This window comes from Paenibacillus sp. SSG-1 (assembly GCF_002224835.1).
GTDB lineage: Bacteria > Bacillota > Bacilli > Paenibacillales > Paenibacillaceae > Paenibacillus_AQ > Paenibacillus_AQ favisporus.
On record NZ_MBRK01000001.1, the window covers coordinates 798479 to 818224 of the forward strand.

Sequence of the window (19746 nt, forward strand, 5' to 3'; positions counted from 1 at the left end):
CGGCTCAAGCTTGCCCGGAGGGTGGTGTACGATGATCAGAAGTCGAACGATTGTATTATCCGTGGCGATTACGGCTGCAATCGCGCTGATAAGCTGTATGTTATGGATCATTCGTGAAAGGGGCCTTTCGGCCGGCGGATCCCTGAATCGCGGCGCGGAGACGGTCATCCGAAAGCCGGGTGAATTTCCTATCGCCGACAAGCGCGTGAAGCTTGAGGTATTGGTGGGCTCCGACCTTACGAAAGAGGAATTGGAGAATAACTGGTTCACGAAATATGTGGAACAAAAGCTCGGCATTGATCTCCAGTTCGTCATTGCCAAAGAGAGCGAACTGGACAATGCGGAAGACATGTTGTTTGCAAGCGGGGACTACCCGGCGGTCATTCTCGACGGAAGTCTTACACCCGATGAACAGGTGCGATATGGACAGAGGGGCATCTTTCGTCCGCTGAACGGCTTAGTAGACCAATATGGCGACCGTCTGAAGGAAATTTTTCGCCAAAATCCGGATTTAAAGAAGTCGATTACGGCTCCCGACGGAAACATTTACGCGCTTCCGTCAGTAAATGAATGCTTCCATTGCTGGTATGCGCAGAAGCTATGGATCAATACATCGTGGCTGAATGAGCTGAACCTGGAAATGCCAAAGACGACGGAGCAGCTATACCAGGTGCTTCGCGCCTTCAAGCTGAAGGATCCGAATGGAAACGGGCTCCAGGACGAGATTCCGCTCAGCGGAGCCATGAACAGCTGGCATACGGAAATCACGGGATTTTTAATGAGCGCCTTTATTTATAACACAGACACCAATTACTTTTATGTGCATGACGGCACTGTCGGAATGGCTGCCATCCAGCCGGAATGGCGGGAAGGGCTTGCCTATATCCACAAGCTGTTCCGTGAGGGATTGATCGACCCGGAAGTGTTCACCCAATCCCTTGACGGGCTAGTGGAGACGGCATCTCGCAAAGATAACGTGCTTGGCGCGGTCACTACGGGATTTGCCCGGATGGTTTTCGATAGCAACACTGGCATCCGGAGCCGCAATTATGAGGCTGTCCCGCCTTTGATCGGTCCTTCCGGCTATCAGACTGCCGGGTACTTCAGCTCATTCGACCGCGCGGCCTTTGCCGTGACCGATAAAGCAACGGCTGCCGAAGCGGCTGCCGCTCTACGCTTAGCCGACTTCCTCATGACGGAAGAGGCGACTATCCTTAACGAGTGGGGGCCAAAGAACAAGTGGTGGCGGAAAGGACGGCCTGGGGAATACGACGAGCACGGAAGGCCCGCAAAATATTGGCTCGATCCCGAATTTTCCAGTTCGTCCGCGCAGAACGACGTCTGGGCTCAGATGGGCCTGCTCTATCGGGATCGGGACCTGCGGGAGTCGTGGGCCGTGACGGAGAGTCCAGGTTCGTTCGTAGACTATGAGCATCGGCTTTATGAGGAGACGCTGCGGAAGTATGCGGGCAAGGAACCGGATGAGGTCTATCCGGACTATATCTTTATGGATACCTCCGCCGCCGAGGAAGCCGCCCGATTGAAGGTCCCTATCGATGAATATATTCAAACAAACCTGGTTCAGTTCATTACGGGCGTGAAGGATACGGTTGCCGATTGGGACGATTATGTGGCCGGACTGAAGCAGTTGAAACTCGACCGGTATATGGAGATCCATCAGAACGCTTACGATGCCTATAAACAAAAATAACAACAGGCCTTGGTTCAGAAAATCCTTCTGACTCAAGGCTTTTATTTTGTTTGGAGAATATTGACCGGTATGCGAAAGATGAGCGGTTCCTTAAATTTACAGGCGTGTAAGCGCTTTTTAGAAATCTGCTCGGCAGTAGATTTCTGTCCGTTGACGGTCTCGGCCGGAGTTCGCTATCGTTAGGCCAGTCAGATTGAATCTACCGCAAGGAAAGGGCGTGGTCGGGTAAATGGAAACAACTCGAGTTATGGATGCGCGCGGCAAGTACAAGAGAAGCGGATTGCCGTCCGCCAGGAGGAGGTGGAAAGGGATCAAGCGGCATTGGCAGCTGTACCTGCTCATTATTGCTCCAATGGCTTATATTGTGATCTTTAAGTACATTCCCATGTACGGCGCGCAAATTGCGTTTCGGGATTACAGCGTCATTAAGGGATTTACGGGAAGTGAATTTGTAGGACTCAAGCACTTTCAATCGTTCTTTCAATCGCCAAACTTCTGGCTGCTGATCAAGAACACGCTCGGCATTAGCTTGTACTCATTGGCCGTCGGTTTTCCTGCTCCGATTATTTTGGCGCTGGCCCTTAATGAGATCAAGAGCATGAAGTTCAAGAAGACCGTCCAGACGGTAACCTTCGCACCCTTTTTCATCTCGACCGTCGTTATGGTTTCCATGATCATTATTTTTCTCTCTCCGCGGCTCGGCTTCGTGGATTACATTGTTCGCGGGCTCGGTTTCGATTCCATCAACTTCATGGGCACGCCGGGTTATTTTAAGAGCATCTACGTCCTCTCCAATGTTTGGCAGGGAATCGGATACGGGGCCGTCATTTACCTGGCCGCATTAGCCGGCATCAATCCGGAGCTGTACGAAGCGGCAAAGGTAGACGGCGCTTCACGATTGCAGAAGATACGACATGTCGATTTGCCGGGCATAGCTCCGGCGGCAATCATCCTGCTGATTCTAAGCGTCGGCCAGATTATGAACGTCGGCTTCGAGAAGATTTACCTGATGCAGAATCCGCTTAACGTCAGCACTTCGGAAGTCATATCCACTTATGTGTATAAGATGGGTCTGCTCGGAGCGAACTTCAGCTTCTCGTCTGCCGTCGACCTATTCAACTCCGTCATCAACCTGATTCTACTCATTACCGTCAATTCGATTGCCAAACGCATTTCCGAAAATAGTCTGTGGTAAAGGAGGAACGACATTCATGAACCGTGTAAACGCAATACGCGAATCGGTCCGGGACAGAATTTTCCTTGGGCTCATCTACATCTTTCTCTTTTGCGTGCTTGTCGTGGTCATTTATCCGCTCATTTTCATCCTCAGCTCCTCGTTCAGTTCGCCGCAGGCTGTCGTCAGCGGACGGGTCTGGCTGTGGCCGGTCGACTTTAGTCTGATGGGTTATAAGGTAATCTTCTCTAATCCGGCAATTCTAACCGGCTATATCAATTCGTTCATTTATACCGTGCTTGGTGTCTTGATAAACATTGTAATGACTGTGGCAATCGCCTATCCGCTGTCTAAGTCGACGTTCGTGGGGCGTAATTTGATCATGATGATTCTCGTCTTCACCATCCTGTTCAGCGGTGGACTGATTCCGACTTACCTGACCGTCAAGGCGGTTGGCATTCTGGATACAAGGTGGGCCATGGTTTTGCCCGGAGCGCTAGCTGTCTTCCAGGTTATCGTTGCGCGAACGTTTTTCCAGTCTACCATTCCGAAGGAACTGGGCGAAGCGGCGGAGCTTGACGGGTGCTCGGATATCGGATTTCTGTGGCGAGTCGTCCTACCGCTCTCGAAGGCCATCCTGGCCGTACTGATATTGTTCTACGCGGTAGGCAACTGGAATGCTTACTTCGACGCGCTGATTTATTTAAAATCACCCGAACTTTATCCGCTTCAGATCATTCTACGCAACATCCTTATTCTCAATAGCATTGATGCATCTTCACTCGTGGATGCCAATCAGATGGCCGCGAGACAGGGGTTGCGCGATCTTTTGAAATTTTCTCTTATCGTGGTTGCGACGGTCCCTATTCTTTGTATCTATCCGTTCGTCCAGAAGTTTTTCGTCCAAGGGATCATGATCGGTTCTATCAAAGGGTAGCGGGAAATCGCATAGTAGGAAGGTGAGGCCGAAAGCGGGCAAGAAAAACGGAAGATAGCAGAATGACGCAAACCGAGCAAAGGAATAAAAAGGAGGAGTCATCTTGGAAAAGAGACGAAAAATCGGAATGGCCGTCAGCCTCGCGTTGATAATCGCCCTGATCCTGAGTGCATGCAGCGGTGGCAACAACAATACGGGAAACGTCGAAGGCGAGCAGGCGCCGGATAGCAAAGGTCCGGTTACGCTGGATGTATTCCTGTCATTATCTCCACGCATTGAGGATATAAAATCAAATGCCGTTACCAAGTATATCGAGAATAAGCTGAATATCAAATTCAAGTTCGATGCTGCGCCGAGTGCGAGCGCAGGGGATAAGAAGAAGTTGATTATGGCAAGCGGCGATTATCCGTCTGTATTTCTTTCCGGAGATTTCACGCAGTCCGAACAGATCGATTACGGCCAGCAGGGTGTGCTGCTGCCGCTAAACGATCTGATCGATCAATACGGCAATGAGATCAAAAAAGCATTCGAGGATGATCCCGATCTCAAAACGGCCGTTACGGCGCCGGACGGCAACATTTATGCGCTTCCGCATGTGAATGATTGCTTCCATTGTTGGTACTCCCAGAAAGCATGGATCAACAAGGCATGGTTAGACAAGCTTGGATTGGCTATGCCAAAAACGACGGACGACTTCTATAACGTTCTCAAGGCGTTTAAGACGGGTGACCCGAACGGCAACGGCAAAGCCGATGAGATTCCCTATTCCGGCGCCATTGGAACATGGCATGGCGTTCCTTCAAACTTCCTCATGAATGCGTTTATTTATGACAATGACGAGGACTTCTTTATCATGAAGGACAGTAAGGTTGATCTTTCCGCTAATAAACCGGAATGGAGACAAGGCCTCGAATATGTGAACAAGCTGTACAGCGAGGGACTCATCGACAAGGAATCGTTCACGCAAAACAGTGACGCGCTTTCGCAGGTAGCCAACCAAGATGGCGATAACGTGCTAGGCGTCATCGCCGGCGGCATTCCTAGTCTGTACTTCAGCCTTGCAACCGACCAAACACGCCACAAAGATTATGTATCCATTCCTCCTCTGACGGGCCCGAACGGCATCGCATATACGGCTTACTACAAATCGTATGGTAACGGGCAATTCGCCATTACGAACAAGGCGTCGAAAGAACAACAGATTGCGGCGATCAAGATGGCGGATTACATGTGGTCCGAGGATCATGCGATCACGAACGAATACGGATTGGAAGGAAAGTTCTGGGAGAAGGCGCCTCCAGGAACCGTTGATGTCCGAGGCAGACCGGCGAAGTATAATCTTAAGCCTGAGTACTTCGATATGGCTTCTTCTACTACAAATAATGATACGTGGGATCAAATGGGCATCACACGCCGGACGCGCGATATCCGCGAATCCTGGGTTGCTCCGAAAGATCCGATGACGCAGGAAGGGTATGAGTACAGACTGTTCCTCGAGACGCAGAACAACTACGAGAACAAGCAGCCGAAAGAGACCTTCCCGCTCGGTATCTTCATGGAAACGGCGGACGCCAAGGAGGTTAACCAATTGAAGCCGCAAATTAATGACTACATCCGCTCGAATATGGCGCAGTTCATAACCGGATCGAAGAAGCTTACGGACAATGAGTGGAACGCGTACGTGAAGGGCTTCGATGGCTTAAAACTGAAACGCTATCTGGAAATTTACCAGAACGCGTACGACAAAATGGCAAAGTAATGGAGATCATGCCAAGACAACCAATTAGGAGGTTTTACGTTTGCTGAAGACAGAAATTGCTAAGGGTCCCTATGAACCAACCTTTGATTCATTGCGGACGTTCGAATGCCCGGACTGGTTCCGGGACGCCAAGCTTGGCATCTGGTCGCACTGGGGTGCTCAATCGGTCCCGATGTACGGAGACTGGTATGCACGCAACCTTTACGTCGAAAACTCGGAACAGTACCGCTATCATGTCCGGCACTACGGACATCCGTCGCAATTTGGCTACAAAGACATCGTACAGCTGTGGAAGGCCGAGAAGTTCGATCCCGAAGAGCTGATGGACTTGTACGCAGCGGCAGGAGCTAAATACTTCGTAGCGCAGGCGATGCACCACGACAACTTTTTCAATTACGACTCCAGGATCCATCGGTGGAATTCCGTGAACATGGGGCCGAAAAAGGATATCGTCGCGCTATGGAAGCAGGCTGCAGTGAAACGGGGACTGCCGTTCGGCCTGACCGAACATCTGGGCGCTACGTTTAGTTGGTTCCATTGGAACAAAGGGCAGGACAAGGAAGGACTGTATAAAGGCGTTCCCTATGACGGCAATGATCCCGAGTATGAGGATCTGTACTTGCCTAACCGCGAGCATCACGACCCAGGCAAGAAAATGTACGATCTGGACCCGTGGTATACGCCGAATCAATGGTGGCACCAGCGCTGGTTCGATGTCGTAAAGGAAGTTATCGACCTGTATCAACCGGACCTTCTGTATTCGGACGGCGTGCTGCCGTTTGTCAACACGTGGGACAAATCGGATTGTAATCCTGATCATCCTGATTATCAGACGGGGCTGCACGCAGTCGCGCACCTGTACAACACGAGCGCGTCGCTTAACGGCGGCGTAAACAGGGCAGTTTATAACCAGAAGGATCGCAAGAAAGAGATTTACAGCATCGGCGTGATGGATATCGAGCGCAGCCAAGAACCGGATATCAAACCAGAACCGTGGCAGACGGACACCTGCGTGGGCGACTGGTTCTACAATGTAAGGTCGGTCTACAAAAAGCCGGGGCATGTCATCGAGATGTTTGTAGATATCATTGCCAAGAACGGCAATCTGCTGTTGAACATACCGCAGAAGCCGGATGGCACGATCGACGATGAATGCAGGTACATCTTGAAGGAAATGGCGCGGTGGATCGAAGCCTGCGGGGAGGGTGTATATGGAACCCGGCCGTTCCGCGTGTCGGGCGAAGGTGGTACTCGCGTCGTTATTGATCACTTTAAGGAAGACAAGGTGGAGTGGACCGCATCGGATTTCCGGTTCACGCAGAAAGGCAGCACGGTCTATGCGTTCCAGATGGGTATGCCGAAAGACCGTCTTGCCGTAATCCGAACGTTCGGCTCGGAGGAGAAGGTGAAGAACGTTCGATTGCTCGGTGCCGGAGAAGTGCCGTTCCAGCAATCGTTCGGCGCGCTCATCGTTTCGCTGCCGGAGCGGCTGCCGACGGAGTACGTCAATTGCCTTGCTATTGAAATTTAAACATATGCTTGAACGGAGAAAAGAGCAAAAATTGCGTTTGCTCTTTTCTTTTGATCAGTAGGACCTGACGATCCATGCCGTCGGGTCTTTTTCTTGCAAACCGCCTGAGTTCAAATCGCATCGGGACGCTGAAACATTATTTTTTTGTTTCGTTACATCAATATGATGAGTTATGAGGAATTACCCTTCGAAGGGAGTGCGAAACAACGCATTTGCCTGCATCCTTGTTTGAATTGTCAGTGTGAAACCGGAGCAAAAGAATAATCTCCTGCAGATCTGTCCATTTGACGGGTTTAATCCTATGGATTACATTAGGCTTAAACCTAATGCAGGGAGAATGGGATTGTGAGAAAAGGAAACTTGGAGCTTTTAAAAAAAATTAATAGGGATCTCGTACTCGAAACGATACGCTCCCAACAGCCCATCAGCCGTGCCAAAGTTGCACAACGTCTCAATTTCAGCCGTTCGACAGTTTCGTCCATCGTCGACGAATTGATCGCAAAGAAATTCGTGGTGGAAACCGGTCTCGGGTCATCAACCAGGGAAGGCGGAAGACGGGCGATCGAGCTCGAATTTAATCCGAAATCCGGTTTCGGGATTGGCGTCGAGCTGATGGCGGACGGACTGTTTATCTGCATCACGGATTTGGATGGGAACATAGTATGGAAAGATCGATCGGACTTAGGCAACGACTTTAAGACAATCTACGAGTGCATCCTAGCGAGTTTAGATAAAGCGTCTATATCGATGGATAAAGTGATAGCCATTGGATTCTGTATTCCGGGTCTCACCAACAGTAAAAAAGGAATCATTGTGGATGCGCCAGAGCTTGGCTGGAAGGATGTTGCCTTTGTCGACGAAATGAAAAAATACTTGGCCAAGCCCATCTATGCAAACAACGACGTGAACTGCGCGGCTCTTGGTGAACGTTGGGGCGGCGGGGCCAAGGATCTGGAGAATTTTATCTACATCTCGATCGGAATGGGCTCGGGTGTCGGCAGTGCGATTGTCGCGAATGGCAACCTGGTGCATGGCAAGGATTTCATGGCCGGAGAAATCGCATATCTGATCCAAGAAGAAGACGTCATACGGAATCAGGTGAACGTAGCTGGACAATTCGGCGTCTTTGAGAAAAAGGTTTCGGGCAAGTCGCTCGCTGATGACGAGAGCTCGGTCCAGGCTCTTTTCCGTGCCTATGCACAAGGTGATCCCCAATCCGTTCAAACGGTGAGCCATTTCGTTACACACCTATCCATCGGGATCGCCAACATGGTCAGCCTGCTTAACCCCGAAAAAGTGATTCTTGGAGGCGAATTGGCCGGGTATCTGGAGCCCGTGTTAGCCGAAATCCGTTCCACCGTTGACCGGATGACTCCGATTCGAACGACAGTAGAGACTTCACAAATGGGTGTAGAAGCTGGGGTTCTCGGTGTTATCGCTTACGCCTTTGATCAGGAACAGAACGTTATTTAGGAGCGGTTTGCTCACAAACTTGATTCATCATGCGGTTGGTTCGAATGTAGAACCAACCGCATTTTTTTATTGACATCTCTATGAAATCGGTTTATTATTCGTTTTAGTTAGTACGTACACAGTACAAACAAACATAAATCAGCGGAAACTGGGGTGCCGATAGAGTGATTAAACAGTGAAAAGGAACAATGCACAGCTGTCACAAGCTGAACAGTTATACGGTGTCGGAGTCGATATCGGCGGTACGAAGATCATGATTCTGATCGCCAATCAAGCCGGCGATATCGTACACAGGAAAAAAGTGAACACCAGCGGCGAATTTGACGTTATTTCTGAGCATATCAAGGAAAGTCTGCGCGCCGCCGGCATCTCTCTGGATCAAGTGGCCGCCATGGGTTTCGGGGTTCCGGGCATTACCAACAGCGAGGAAGGCAGCGTGATCGAGGCGCCTGCGCTGCAGTGGGATCATGTACCGTTTCGGGAACGTATGCAGGAGTACTTCGACAAGCCGATTTTTGTTGACAACGATGTCAATTGTACGGCACTTGGCGAGAAGTGGCTTGGTTCAGCAAAAAACTCGGAGGATTTTGTCGTCGTAGCGATCGGAACGGGCGTGGGCAGTGCGATCATGGCGAACGGATCGCTGGTAAAGGGCAGCAACCACATGGCAGGGGAAGTCGCTTATTTGGTTGTCGAGCAGGACATGCTCGGCGATCGTGTTAACGCTTTCGGCGATTTCGGCCAATTTGAGAAGAAGATCTCAGGAGTTGCCTTATCACAATACGGTGCGTTGCCTCATGAACTATTCGAGCAATACGCTCGCGGCGACGAGAAGTCGAAAGGAATCATCCAACAGTTCGTGACAGATTTGTCGATCGGGATTGCCAACATGGTGAGTCTGCTCAATCCCCAGAAGGTCATTCTTTGCGGTGGAGTCTCACAATCGTTGGAACCGGTGCTCGAACTTATTCGCTCAACGGTGTCGAGCTTGACGCCGATTCCCACTTCGATCGAGTTGACTTCGATCGGGGAAGAAGCGGGGGCCATCGGAGCAGTCGCGCTAGCATTTGAAAAAGCAGGTATGGATTTAAACAGGGGGGATTAGCATGAAAACGCATATCGCACGCAATTATCATGAAATGTCGTCACAAGCCGCGGAATTGATTATTCATCAAATCAAGCAAAAACCCGACTCGCTGGTTTGCTTTGCTGCCGGCAATACTCCGCTCGGCACGTTCTCCTGTTTGGTAGAAGCGGTGCACCAGGGAAGGTTAAGCCTTGATCAGTGCCAATTTATCAGTCTGGACGAATGGGTTGGCCTAGGAGCTTCGGATGAAGGAAGCTGCCGGGAGACGATGGACCGCCATTTATTTGAACCTTGCGGAATTAAGGAGCAAAATATCCATTTCTTTAACGGGACCAGCAATGATCTGGAAGCGGAATGCAGGGCGATGGACGACTTCATCGGGGCACACGGAACGATTGATTTATTGCTGCTCGGCGTTGGAATGAATGGTCATTTGGGCTTTAATGAACCCTATGCCGACTTTGAAGGGTATTCGTATGTGACGGACCTCGACTCTACTACGAAGCAGGTTTCCGTGAAATACTTTCCGGATCAGAAGGACGTCCAAAAAGGAATTACACTCGGGATCAAACATCTAATGCAGGCCGGAACTGTGATTCTAATCGCGGACGGAGACAAAAAAGCAGATATCATGAGAAAGGCTCTTAAGCACGAGGTGACGAACGAAATACCGGTCACGGTTCTGCAGCGCCATCCAAATGTCTACGTCTACATGGACGAGGCAGCCGCAGCGTGGGTTCGCTGAAAAGCGAACCCCACGGCTAGGCAGTAAACTATTTTAGAGATGAGAAGAGGGGGCATTCCAATGTCTAAAATGAAAGCGGGTCTTTTGTTCGTCAGTTTGACCGTCATGATTGTCAGCCTTTTTGGTTGCGGTTCCAATGGGGGAGATTCGGCTGGGTCTTCTTCCGGCAGCTCATCCGGTTCAGGAAAAATCACGTTGAACGTCACTTCCTCCATGACCGACGAAGCCCGGGTCAACATCATGAATGAAACGATCAAGATCTTCAACAAGACACATCCCGACGTCACCATTGAGTACAACCCTAGTCCATGGTCTGAATATACGCAAAACCTAAAGCTGTCATTCAATTCCGGTTCAGGTCAGGATATCGTCTACGTCGACGATACGATGCAGCAGATGCTGCAGAAAAACAATTATTTGATGGACATTACTGACGATATAAAGAGCCGAGGCTGGGTCGACAAAGAAGTAGACGGGGCGATAGACTTCCAAAACGCCAGAACGCCAGGCAAATACTACAGCGTTCCGTTTGCGAATGCTCCCATCGTTGTTTACTACAACAAAGACATTTTTTCGAAGCTGAATTTGACGCCGCCGAAGACGGTAGATGAATTTAACGCGATTCTGGCCAAGGTCAAGGAAGCCGGATACATTCCATTGGAGAATGGCGGTATGACCAATAGAACGAAAATATGGGCAGTGTTCCACATGCTGTATAACCAGGTGCCGGTGGACGATATCAATAAGTTCTACTTCCAGCAAGGTATTACGCCTAAGTTCGAGCAAGCGTTTACGGCAGCGCTGAACCAAATTAACGAATGGGACAAAAGCGGATATTTTCGGAAGGAAGACGCGTCGATCGACGACACTGCGGTGCCGACCTATTTTGCGAAGGGGCAGTCCGCGATGGTGCTTAGCGGCAACTGGGTCATCCCAACTTTTGATGAAACAAAGATGCCGCTCGGAGCATTTGCCTTCCCTCAGCAAGATGTGAACAGCAAGGAACACCGGATTGTAAATCCAACAGATGGCGGATGGGCGCTGAACGCCAATCTAAGCGGTGAAAAAAAACAAGCGGCACTGGATTTCATCGACACGTTCATGAACCCGGATGTCGTCAAGCTTTGGTATGAAGGCGGCATGACACCAACGATTAAAGCGGACATGTCTGGGGTTGAGGCTTCCGACTTGAAGAGAGACTTCGATCAGGCCATTGAAGGTACCCAGCTGGGCTACTACCTCGACAATGCCGTTCCGGGACTGCTCGATATTATCAACAAACAAATGCAGTTAATGTACTTCCAGAAAACCACACCTGAGAAGGCATGGGATGAGATTAAGCAGGAGTACAACAAGCTGACCGAGGCAGCTCAGGGACAGTAGGCACATGGACACATGTCAAGATGTCCTTTAACTCGTCCAGGTTAAAGGACATCCATCCTGCAAGATTGAGGTGATTAATATGAGACAAGAAGCCGTGCCCCAGCAAAGGCGTACGTTCAGACGAAGAGGAGCCGAGAAGACCAATCCGCTGGCGTACTTGTTCCTTCTGCCGGCATTTGCGATGCTGGCTCTCTTCATGATTTGGCCGGCGCTGCAAACGGTTTATATCAGCATGACGAACTGGGATGGGATTAGTCCGAAGAAGTTTATCGGATTACAAAATTATATTCATCTGTTTACCGACGAGCCTATGTTCCTGCAGGCGATCAAGAACACGCTGCTGTGGGTCGTTGGTGGCGCGACGATTCCCGTCGGACTGGGTCTTATTTTTGCTAATTTGCTTGTTCGTGGGAATATCCGATTCACGAAGTGGTTCCAAATGGGCTTTTTCTTCCCACAAATTATCTCTTCCGTTATTGCAGCGGTGATCTGGAAGTGGATTTACGATCCAAGCTTTGGTCCGCTGTCCACGATTCTGGATCATCTCGGCATCGCACGACCGATGACCGGCTGGCTTGGTAATCCTGATCTTGTCATGTACGCTCTGTTTGTCATTTTCGTATGGGGCAGCTTCGGCTATACGACGATGCTCTTCACTGCAGCACTGCAGAGCGTGGATTCGCAATTGTACGACGCCGCTAATATTGACGGCTGCAGCGCTTGGGGCCAGTTCTGGAACGTCACCATTCCCGGTCTGCGGCAAACCATGACGACGGTCATCATCCTGATGACGATCAGTTCCTTCAGCGTGTTTGACATCGTTATGGCCACCACCAAGGGGGGGCCGGGATACAGCTCGTACGTCATTTCCTATTATGTCTACACGCAAGGCTTTATCGTCAATCGGTTGGGATTTGCAGCGGCCGCTTCCATTATCATGACGTTATTTATTCTCATCGTTTCGAGAACCATCATTTGGATGAGAGAAAGGGATCAAAGCTGATGAATATGACCCGATCTTTGCTTTTGCGACGCACACTTGTTTATGCCTTCATGATCTGCACGGCGCTGTTGACGGTCGCTCCGTTTCTGCTCGTCATCAGTACATCACTAAAAACGATGAACGATATCAACATGGACGGCCCCTTAGCGCTGCCGCAGGTTTTCCATTGGGAGAATTATTCTCGTATCTGGGAAGTCGGCAATTTTCTTATCTATTATAAGAATAGCGTCATCGTTACCGTCGTGGTCGTTGTGTTGGTCGTCTTGTTATCTATGCTCGGCGCTTATCCATTTGCGTTCATGAAATTCAGGGGCAAGAGCATATTTTTCCTGATCGTCCTCTGGGGATTAACGGTTCCTTTGGATTTGATCATCATTCCGTTGTTCAACAATTTAAAGTCCATGGGCTTGCTGAATACGATTTGGGCACTCATTCTGCCGCAAATCGCGATGAATATTCCGTTCTCTATTTTTCTGCTGAGAGGGTTTATGAAAGACATTCCTTATGCCCTGTTGGAATCAGCCCGGATCGACGGCTCGACTGAAGCGAAAAATTTGTATCATATTATCATGCCGATGCTGTATCCACCCATGGTGTCCCTCATCGTGTTTACGGCAATCGGAACATGGAACAACTTTATGCTTCCGACCATTTTGATCCAGAATGACGCATTGAGAACGCTGCCGGTCGGACTAAATTATTTTCAAACCAAGTTCACCATGGATTATCCCATGATTGCCACGGCTGCCGTTGTTTCGGCCCTTCCGGCTGCGCTGGCTTACATCATCTTCCAACGCAAGATTATTTCGGGCGTCATGGTGGGTGCTTTGAAAGAATAGATCACAAAGGAGTTGTTTAACGATGAAAAAGATGAAGATTGCGTTAATCGGAGCGGGAAGCGTCTCGTTCGCCTTGGGAGCCCTTCAGGATATCGTTCTGTCTCCACGGCTCAGAAACGAAGCGGAGCTTGAAATCGCACTCATGGATATTAGCGAGGAGAACGTCAACCGGACGTATCGATATGCGAAGGAAATGTTTGATTCTTTTTCCCACCCGGCTTCGATCTGGCAGACGACGAATCTGGAGCAAGCGCTGCGGGGTGCCGACTTCGCCATTGTTGCGATCGAGGTGGAGCGTTACTTCTACTGGTCCCAAGATTTCCACATTCCACGCCGCTACGGCAGCAAGCAAATCTACGGGGAGAACGGCGGACCGGGATCGATGTTTCATACGCTCCGCAATCTTGGGCCAATGCTCGAAATCGCCCGGACGATGGAAAAAGTATGCCCGGACGCCTGGTTCATCAACTACACGAACCCGGAAGCAAAATTGGTGGAGGCCATTTCCAAGTTGACTTCCATTAAGATTGTGGGCCTCTGCCACGGTTTGGATATGGGCATTCATCAATTGTGCGAGTTTCTGGAGCGGAAGCCGGAAGAAATCGGCATCGAAGGCGGCGGCTTGAACCACTTTGGCTTCTTCACGAAAATTTGGGACAAGAAGACAGGTGAAGATCTGTATCCGTTGTTCCGCGAAAAAGAGAGCAAAGCAAATCGCCTGGCACAGTTCGATCATATCGGGCTGTCAAGAGCGATGTATCACATTTACGGCTATTATCCATACCCGGGGACGAACCATTCCGGTGAATACGTATCTTATGCAGACGATTTTTATGCAGGGCTGTCTCTGCAGTACCGCTATAATCCAATTCGGGAGCAGCTGTGGAAGGAAGGCTCGAGAACGCCTGATTTTGTCTATGCTGCGAGCGGCAGCAGCCTGGACAAAGGACTGTTCGACAGTGTGCAATCGCAGGAAAGCTGGGTTAAACAAGCTTACACATTCGATAAAGAGAAAGTTAGTCCGAGCAACGAATACGCCATTCCGATCATTGAGGCGATCTTTTTCGATGACGAGGTGCAGATCAATTCCGTGAACTTGCCGAACAACGGGGCTATCCGTGGTCTTCCCGACGATATGGTGGTTGAGACTCAGGCGTTCGTCAACGGGCAAGGTATCACACTGAAGCCGATGACCGTTGAGCTGCCGACGGCGGTGATTGGTACGATTCACATTCAAGGCACCATTCACAAGCTGCTGCTCGAAGCGTTCGTTGAGAAGTCGAAGACGAAGCTGCTGCAAGCGATTCTGCTCGATCCAAGCGCGCCAACTTATTATCAGGCCTGCGCGATGATCGACGAAATGTGCGAGCTCCAAAAGGACATTTTGCCCGCCCTCGAATGGGTGTAATCTGGAAGAGAGGCCTTACGATGGATAATAACCGATTGAAAGAGTTACTGGCGTCCATGACGCTGAAAGAAAAGTTCGGACAGTTGTCGCAAATTACAGGTGAGCTCTACGTCGGCCAAGTCGACGAGGAAATGGTGGAGACTGGACCCGCCTACCCGCAGCACATCCTGGACGAGGACACAATCTACACGATCGGCAGCGTCATTGGCGCCTCCGGCGCCGAAACGACCAATCGGATTCAGGCAGAGTACTTGCAGCGCTCCCGGTTGAAAATCCCCTTGCTCTTCATGCATGACGCGATTCACGGTTACCGGACGATTTTCCCGATCCCCCTCGGCCTGTCCTGCAGTTGGGACGAGCAGCTGGTGAAACTGGTGGCTGAAGAGACAGCTTCCGAGCTGCGGGCGGGCGGCATCCACGTCAATTTCTCACCGATGACGGATCTAGTCAGGGACGCCCGCTGGGGCCGGGTCATGGAATCGTTCGGCGAGGACCCTTTGCTATCGGGCAACCTGGGCAGAGCCATGATCCGCGGGTATCAGAAAATCCTCCGCGATGGGCGAATCGCCCCGGACGGCGTCGCTGCCTGCCTGAAGCATTTTGCAGCGTACGGAGCGGGAGTTGCGGGGAAAGATTACAATGCCGTCGATATGTCCATGCGGGAATTTTTCGAGTTCTACGGCAAGCCTTATGAGATCGCGCTGCAGGAACGGCCGAAATTGGTCATGAGCTCGTTTAACAGTTTCAATGGGGTGCCGGTAACAGCCAGCTCCGAAATGCTCAAGGAAATTCTGAGAGGCCAGTACGGATTTGAGGATTTGGTCATCTCTGACTGGGGCGCAGTTACCGAGCTGCAGAAGCACCGCGTGGCCCGAGATGGTAAAGAAGCTGCCGAATTGGCGCTGGAAGCGGGCGTCGACATCGAGATGGTTTCGACGCATTACCTGGAGCATTTTGAGGCCATCGTTGCAGAACGGCCGGAACTGCTGGAGGACGTGAACGCGGCCGTGATGAAGGTACTGCGACTCAAAAACGAACTGGGCCTCTTTGAGAATCCATTCGCGGACGAAGCCAATGAAGACGAAGTTATTCTGAATCCGGTTTCCCTTGCGCTCGCTGAAGAAGCGGGCATACGAAGCTGCGTTTTGCTGAAAAACGAGAATGAGATGCTGCCGCTGCGTCCGGAGCACCGAAACATTATTCTCGTGGGACCGTTCGCCCGCACGCGGGAGCTGCTCGGGAATTGGGCCTGCAAAGGCCGCTTCCGCGATGCCGTATCGCTGGAAGAAGGTTTAAAACAGGCAGATGACTCGCTGTCGGTCGCTGCCTTTGACTCACTGGAGGACTGCCCGAAAGAGGTGCTGGCCCGGTGTGATTACATCGTCGTGGCGATCGGCGAGTATTGGGAGCAAAGTGGAGAGGGACACAGCAGCGTCAATCTCGAGCTGGAAGACAAGCAAAAGCAGCTGATTCGGGATGTGAAGAAAACCGGGCTGCCGTATACCTGTGTTTGCTTCTCCGGCCGGCCGCTGGCGCTGCAGGATATCGTCGACGATATGCCGGCGTTGCTATGGTGCTGGTACCCGGGGACAAGGGCAGGGGTTGCTGTTTCAAAGCTTCTGACCGGTCAAGAGACTCCGACCGGAAAGCTGACGATGTCATTCCCCCGCGTTTCGGCACAGACGCCGATTTATTACAACGAGTACAGCACGGGCCGGCCAGCCAACACATCCAGCTACAGCAGCCGGTATCAGGATTCCGACATCGGACCGCTGTTCGCGTTTGGCCATGGGTTAACCTATGCTCAAGCGACCTACTCGGACTTCGTAATATCAGGCAGCCGAATCACGGAGACCGAGGATTTATGGGTGACCTTTCAGATTAATAATCCCAGCCAATACGAACACTCGGAGATCGTCATCCTGTATATTGAAGATGTCGTATCCAGGACGGTTCGTCCGGTTCGGGAAATGAAGGCTTACCAGGTCGTTCCGGTTCCGGCTTATGGTTCCGCGAACGTCGAGATGCCCATCACCTTGGAGGACTTAAGATATGTAGATGCCGATTTACGAAAGACGGTCGAACCGGGTGAATTTCGGGTCTACGTCAACGATCTTGAACATCCGGTATTTACGTTCGAATATTGAACCATGCGGTCATACTGAAGCCATTTAAACTTTTAATGTAAACAAGCAAAAGACTATCCGATGACGGATAGTCTTTTGCACTATTCATTGGACACTTTATATTTTGTTAGAGTCTCAAAAATACAAAACGGCTTTGGACATTCCTAATATCTCTTGGTGGAGGTCTTCTCCGGCAGCAAGAATGCTGGTGCCAGGGAGGTATACATTAACCGGTTCTCCGTTTAAACAAGTCACGGTACCGCCTGATTCTTCGATTAGCAATTTACCGGCAGCAAAATCCCACGGCTTTTGGTAAGAACTAAAATACGCATCAAATCGCACCCGCAAGCCACGTAGGCTAATTCCAGAGAGCCGCATCCGGTCATGCGGATTCCTCTGGAGTCATTAGCTATTTGGTGTACAAACCGGCCCAATCCAAGCTCTTTTTCTTCCTGGTCATATCGAATGTATGTCGCAATTAACGATCTTGATAATTCCACTGATTCAGTATGAATCCATAGTCGCTGGTTGTTCAGATAAGCACCGGAGCCTTTTTCCGCCCAGAATAGCTCTTCCCGAGTCGGATCATATACAGCCCCGCATAACCCCTGACCATTCCGATATAAAGCGATGGAGATCGCAAAACTCTGCTTCTGATGCACATCGTTTGTTGTCCCGTCGATGGGATCAATCACCCAAACGAAGTCGTCCTGCTCAAAAGCATCTCCGCTGTAACTTTCTTCTCCCATGATTTTGTGAGGGGGGTAACTTTCATGGATTCGTTGTTAATTATATCTTAGAATTAAGACCACATTCCGCTCAGGAACATGGTACAGGTCAATGTAATATCCTTACATTAGACCATATAACAAGGAGCGCTTAGATGAGCCGGAAATTAACCTTTGATTATATTATCGTAGGAACTGGTCCTGCTGGTGCCGTCATCGCCAAAACATTAAGCGATAATAAAGAAGTATCGGTTCTTGTCCTGGAGGCCGGTGGGAACAACGATAAAGACACCCCCATTAAGGACTCTACATTCGCACTGGAATTGGAAGAACAGTTCTTTCCCCAATATTTTTGGCAGGGGGAGGGGGTTCCGCAAGAGGAGCTGGATGAACGGGCATTTGAATGGACAACGGGACGCCTTTTAGGCGGAGGGTCATCGATTAACGGTGAGCAGTATGTACGTCCTACATCAGCCGTTTTCAGGGAATGGGAAAAGCTCTTAGGTCCGCTGTGGTCACCTAGACGGGCCATTCGCCGATTCAAGAAATTAGAGAAGTATAATGGAGAAACAGATAATCTGAACGCCCATGGATTCAATGGACGGATCGATATCAGGCAGGCCCCGGCAAATCCCACATCTATGGCGGAAAAGCTCACGACGGCTATTGAGAGGGCTACAGGCTATCCCGAGATCCTCGATTATAACGATCCTAAAACTCCCCTGGGCCCATTTACCCGCTGGCAGTTGTATCAAAATCCCAAAGGCCGAAGAGAAAGTTCCTCTAGAGCCTTTCTCTCCTCGGATATCATGACGCCTTCCGGCCGGGGTGTAGACGGCAGGAAACTTAAAGTGTTCTTTAATTCGACGGCTCTGCGCGTGCTTTTTGACAAGAAACGCGCCACAGGAGTGGAATTCCTGAAAGAAGGAAGACGCCTTCGTGCTTACGCCCAAAAAAAGGTCATTATCTCTGCAGGCATCAATAGCGCTCAACTATTAATGCTGTCCGGAATTGGTCCAGCTGCATTACTTAAAGAAGCGGGTATCCCCGTGATTTTTAATAACCCGAACGTAGGTAAGAGGCTGAGAAATCATACGCTTAACTTTGCCGCTTTCACTACCAATCCGAACGATGCTGCCCTGCCTGCGAATGACCCGGATGCCCTTTATACAGGGGGGGCCTTTTTGCCCGATCCGACGGGTGTAAACAGCAATCGCCGGGCGGTTCAACTGATTGGCATTGGTTCTGACAGCACGTTAACTTTAGCGGTTCTTTACTTGCGACCCAAGAGCCGCGGCTCGATTAAGATTCAGAACAAGGATCCGCTTAAAATCGTGCTTGCGGATGAAGGATTTCTGACCAATCCGGATGACATGGAAGCCGTAAAAAATATATTTAGAACCTATGTTAAAAATATAGCGGCAGAGCTCGCAGCCATCGATCCGTCGTACCAGCTTGTTTCGCCGACACTGGATATGATTGAGGACGACGCCCAATTGGAGGAGTATATTAAACAGAATTTCGACCATAATCATCACCAGCAAAGCTCCCTTCGCATGGCTCCGCTAAAAAAGGGAGGGGTTGTGGATCGAACGGGCCATGTGCATGGGGTGGAGGATTTAATCGTTGCCGATGCTTCCATCATTCCATATACGGTGGACGGCAATACTTCAGCCGCTGCTTTTCTTATTGGTTATACGATTGCCAGGCAGTTGATATCGCCGGATAAAAAAGGCAGAAGACATCCATCCGAGGGTGACGAAGAGTAATGAACTCAACTTATTCATAAATAACACCTAAGTCCCCGAGCTCGAAAACCCGGGGACTTTTTCTATATGCTGT

The 19746-nt window shown here is 50.3% G+C and carries 16 protein-coding genes; 14 read left to right on the plus strand and 2 right to left on the minus strand.

Going from position 1 to position 19746, the window contains the following annotated elements; translation table 11 throughout:
- Positions 1 to 31: 31 nt before the first annotated feature.
- From BCV73_RS03885 to BCV73_RS03945, 13 genes are all read left to right on the plus strand, one after another.
- Complete coding sequence (locus BCV73_RS03885) at positions 32 to 1711, plus strand: type 2 periplasmic-binding domain-containing protein (protein ID WP_089546092.1); 1680 nt, start codon at positions 32 to 34, stop codon at positions 1709 to 1711.
- Between the two features lie 247 nt (positions 1712 to 1958).
- A complete protein-coding gene (locus BCV73_RS03890) occupies positions 1959 to 2906 on the plus strand; it encodes an ABC transporter permease (protein ID WP_256993115.1) in 948 nt (315 codons plus the stop codon).
- A 16-nt stretch (positions 2907 to 2922) separates the two neighbouring features.
- Positions 2923 to 3822, plus strand: coding sequence for a carbohydrate ABC transporter permease (locus tag BCV73_RS03895; protein ID WP_089546096.1), 900 nt, complete (start codon positions 2923 to 2925; stop codon positions 3820 to 3822).
- 103 nt (positions 3823 to 3925) lie between these two features.
- Positions 3926 to 5581: a type 2 periplasmic-binding domain-containing protein gene (locus tag BCV73_RS03900; protein WP_256992730.1), complete on the plus strand. Its 1656-nt coding sequence runs from the start codon at positions 3926 to 3928 to the stop codon at positions 5579 to 5581.
- A 40-nt stretch (positions 5582 to 5621) separates the two neighbouring features.
- A complete protein-coding gene (locus BCV73_RS03905) occupies positions 5622 to 7112 on the plus strand; it encodes an alpha-L-fucosidase (protein WP_218828094.1) in 1491 nt (496 codons plus the stop codon).
- A gap of 360 nt (positions 7113 to 7472) precedes the next feature.
- Positions 7473 to 8585 (plus strand): ROK family transcriptional regulator, encoded by a 1113-nt coding sequence (locus BCV73_RS03910; RefSeq protein ID WP_218828095.1) that lies wholly within the window; start codon positions 7473 to 7475, stop codon positions 8583 to 8585.
- A 175-nt stretch (positions 8586 to 8760) separates the two neighbouring features.
- Positions 8761 to 9690 carry an ROK family protein gene (locus BCV73_RS03915; protein WP_089546099.1) on the plus strand — a complete coding sequence of 310 codons (930 nt, stop codon included), beginning with the start codon at positions 8761 to 8763 and terminating at the stop codon, positions 9688 to 9690.
- 1 nt (position 9691) lies between these two features.
- On the plus strand, positions 9692 to 10417 hold the full coding sequence (locus BCV73_RS03920) for a glucosamine-6-phosphate deaminase (protein WP_089546101.1): 726 nt from the start codon (positions 9692 to 9694) through the stop codon (positions 10415 to 10417).
- Positions 10418 to 10477: 60 nt separating this feature from the next.
- Positions 10478 to 11800 carry an ABC transporter substrate-binding protein gene (locus BCV73_RS03925; RefSeq protein ID WP_179231873.1) on the plus strand — a complete coding sequence of 441 codons (1323 nt, stop codon included), beginning with the start codon at positions 10478 to 10480 and terminating at the stop codon, positions 11798 to 11800.
- Positions 11801 to 11879: 79 nt separating this feature from the next.
- On the plus strand, positions 11880 to 12803 hold the full coding sequence (locus BCV73_RS03930) for a carbohydrate ABC transporter permease (RefSeq protein WP_089546104.1): 924 nt from the start codon (positions 11880 to 11882) through the stop codon (positions 12801 to 12803).
- A 17-nt stretch (positions 12804 to 12820) separates the two neighbouring features.
- A complete protein-coding gene (locus BCV73_RS03935) occupies positions 12821 to 13642 on the plus strand; it encodes a carbohydrate ABC transporter permease (protein WP_218828096.1) in 822 nt (273 codons plus the stop codon).
- Positions 13643 to 13664: 22 nt separating this feature from the next.
- The gene (locus tag BCV73_RS03940) at positions 13665 to 15050 is read left to right on the plus strand and encodes a family 4 glycosyl hydrolase (RefSeq protein WP_089546108.1); all 1386 of its coding nucleotides are present in this window, start codon (positions 13665 to 13667) and stop codon (positions 15048 to 15050) included.
- A 20-nt stretch (positions 15051 to 15070) separates the two neighbouring features.
- Complete coding sequence (locus BCV73_RS03945; RefSeq protein WP_089546109.1) at positions 15071 to 17197, plus strand: glycoside hydrolase family 3 N-terminal domain-containing protein; 2127 nt, start codon at positions 15071 to 15073, stop codon at positions 17195 to 17197.
- A 114-nt stretch (positions 17198 to 17311) separates the two neighbouring features.
- Here BCV73_RS03945 and BCV73_RS36190 read toward each other — a convergent pair whose 3' ends face one another.
- On the minus strand, positions 17312 to 17554 hold the full coding sequence (locus BCV73_RS36190; RefSeq protein ID WP_089546111.1) for an inositol monophosphatase family protein: 243 nt from the start codon (positions 17552 to 17554) through the stop codon (positions 17312 to 17314).
- Entirely contained in the window at positions 17452 to 17955 is a 504-nt protein-coding gene (locus tag BCV73_RS03955) for an inositol monophosphatase family protein (protein WP_256993116.1), read from the minus strand. The genes BCV73_RS36190 and BCV73_RS03955 overlap by 103 nt, the downstream gene beginning before the upstream one ends.
- Positions 17956 to 18059: 104 nt before the next feature.
- Here BCV73_RS03955 and BCV73_RS03960 point away from each other — a divergent pair, with 104 nt between their 5' ends.
- On the plus strand, positions 18060 to 19673 hold the full coding sequence (locus tag BCV73_RS03960; RefSeq protein WP_089546114.1) for a GMC family oxidoreductase: 1614 nt from the start codon (positions 18060 to 18062) through the stop codon (positions 19671 to 19673).
- Positions 19674 to 19746 lie beyond the last annotated feature (73 nt).

Coding starts and splice junctions, on each gene's coding strand:
- BCV73_RS03925 (WP_179231873.1), top strand. CDS start 10,478: ATGTCTAAAATGAAAGCGGGTCTTTTGTTCGTCAGTTTGACCGTCATG.
- BCV73_RS03895 (WP_089546096.1), top strand. CDS start 2,923: ATGAACCGTGTAAACGCAATACGCGAATCGGTCCGGGACAGAATTTTC.
- BCV73_RS03930 (WP_089546104.1), top strand. CDS start 11,880: ATGAGACAAGAAGCCGTGCCCCAGCAAAGGCGTACGTTCAGACGAAGA.
- BCV73_RS03945 (WP_089546109.1), top strand. CDS start 15,071: ATGGATAATAACCGATTGAAAGAGTTACTGGCGTCCATGACGCTGAAA.
- BCV73_RS03960 (WP_089546114.1), top strand. CDS start 18,060: ATGAGCCGGAAATTAACCTTTGATTATATTATCGTAGGAACTGGTCCT.
- BCV73_RS03940 (WP_089546108.1), top strand. CDS start 13,665: ATGAAAAAGATGAAGATTGCGTTAATCGGAGCGGGAAGCGTCTCGTTC.
- BCV73_RS03890 (WP_256993115.1), top strand. CDS start 1,959: ATGGATGCGCGCGGCAAGTACAAGAGAAGCGGATTGCCGTCCGCCAGG.
- BCV73_RS03920 (WP_089546101.1), top strand. CDS start 9,692: ATGAAAACGCATATCGCACGCAATTATCATGAAATGTCGTCACAAGCC.
- BCV73_RS03885 (WP_089546092.1), top strand. CDS start 32: ATGATCAGAAGTCGAACGATTGTATTATCCGTGGCGATTACGGCTGCA.
- BCV73_RS36190 (WP_089546111.1), bottom strand. CDS start 17,554: ATGCGGCTCTCTGGAATTAGCCTACGTGGCTTGCGGGTGCGATTTGAT.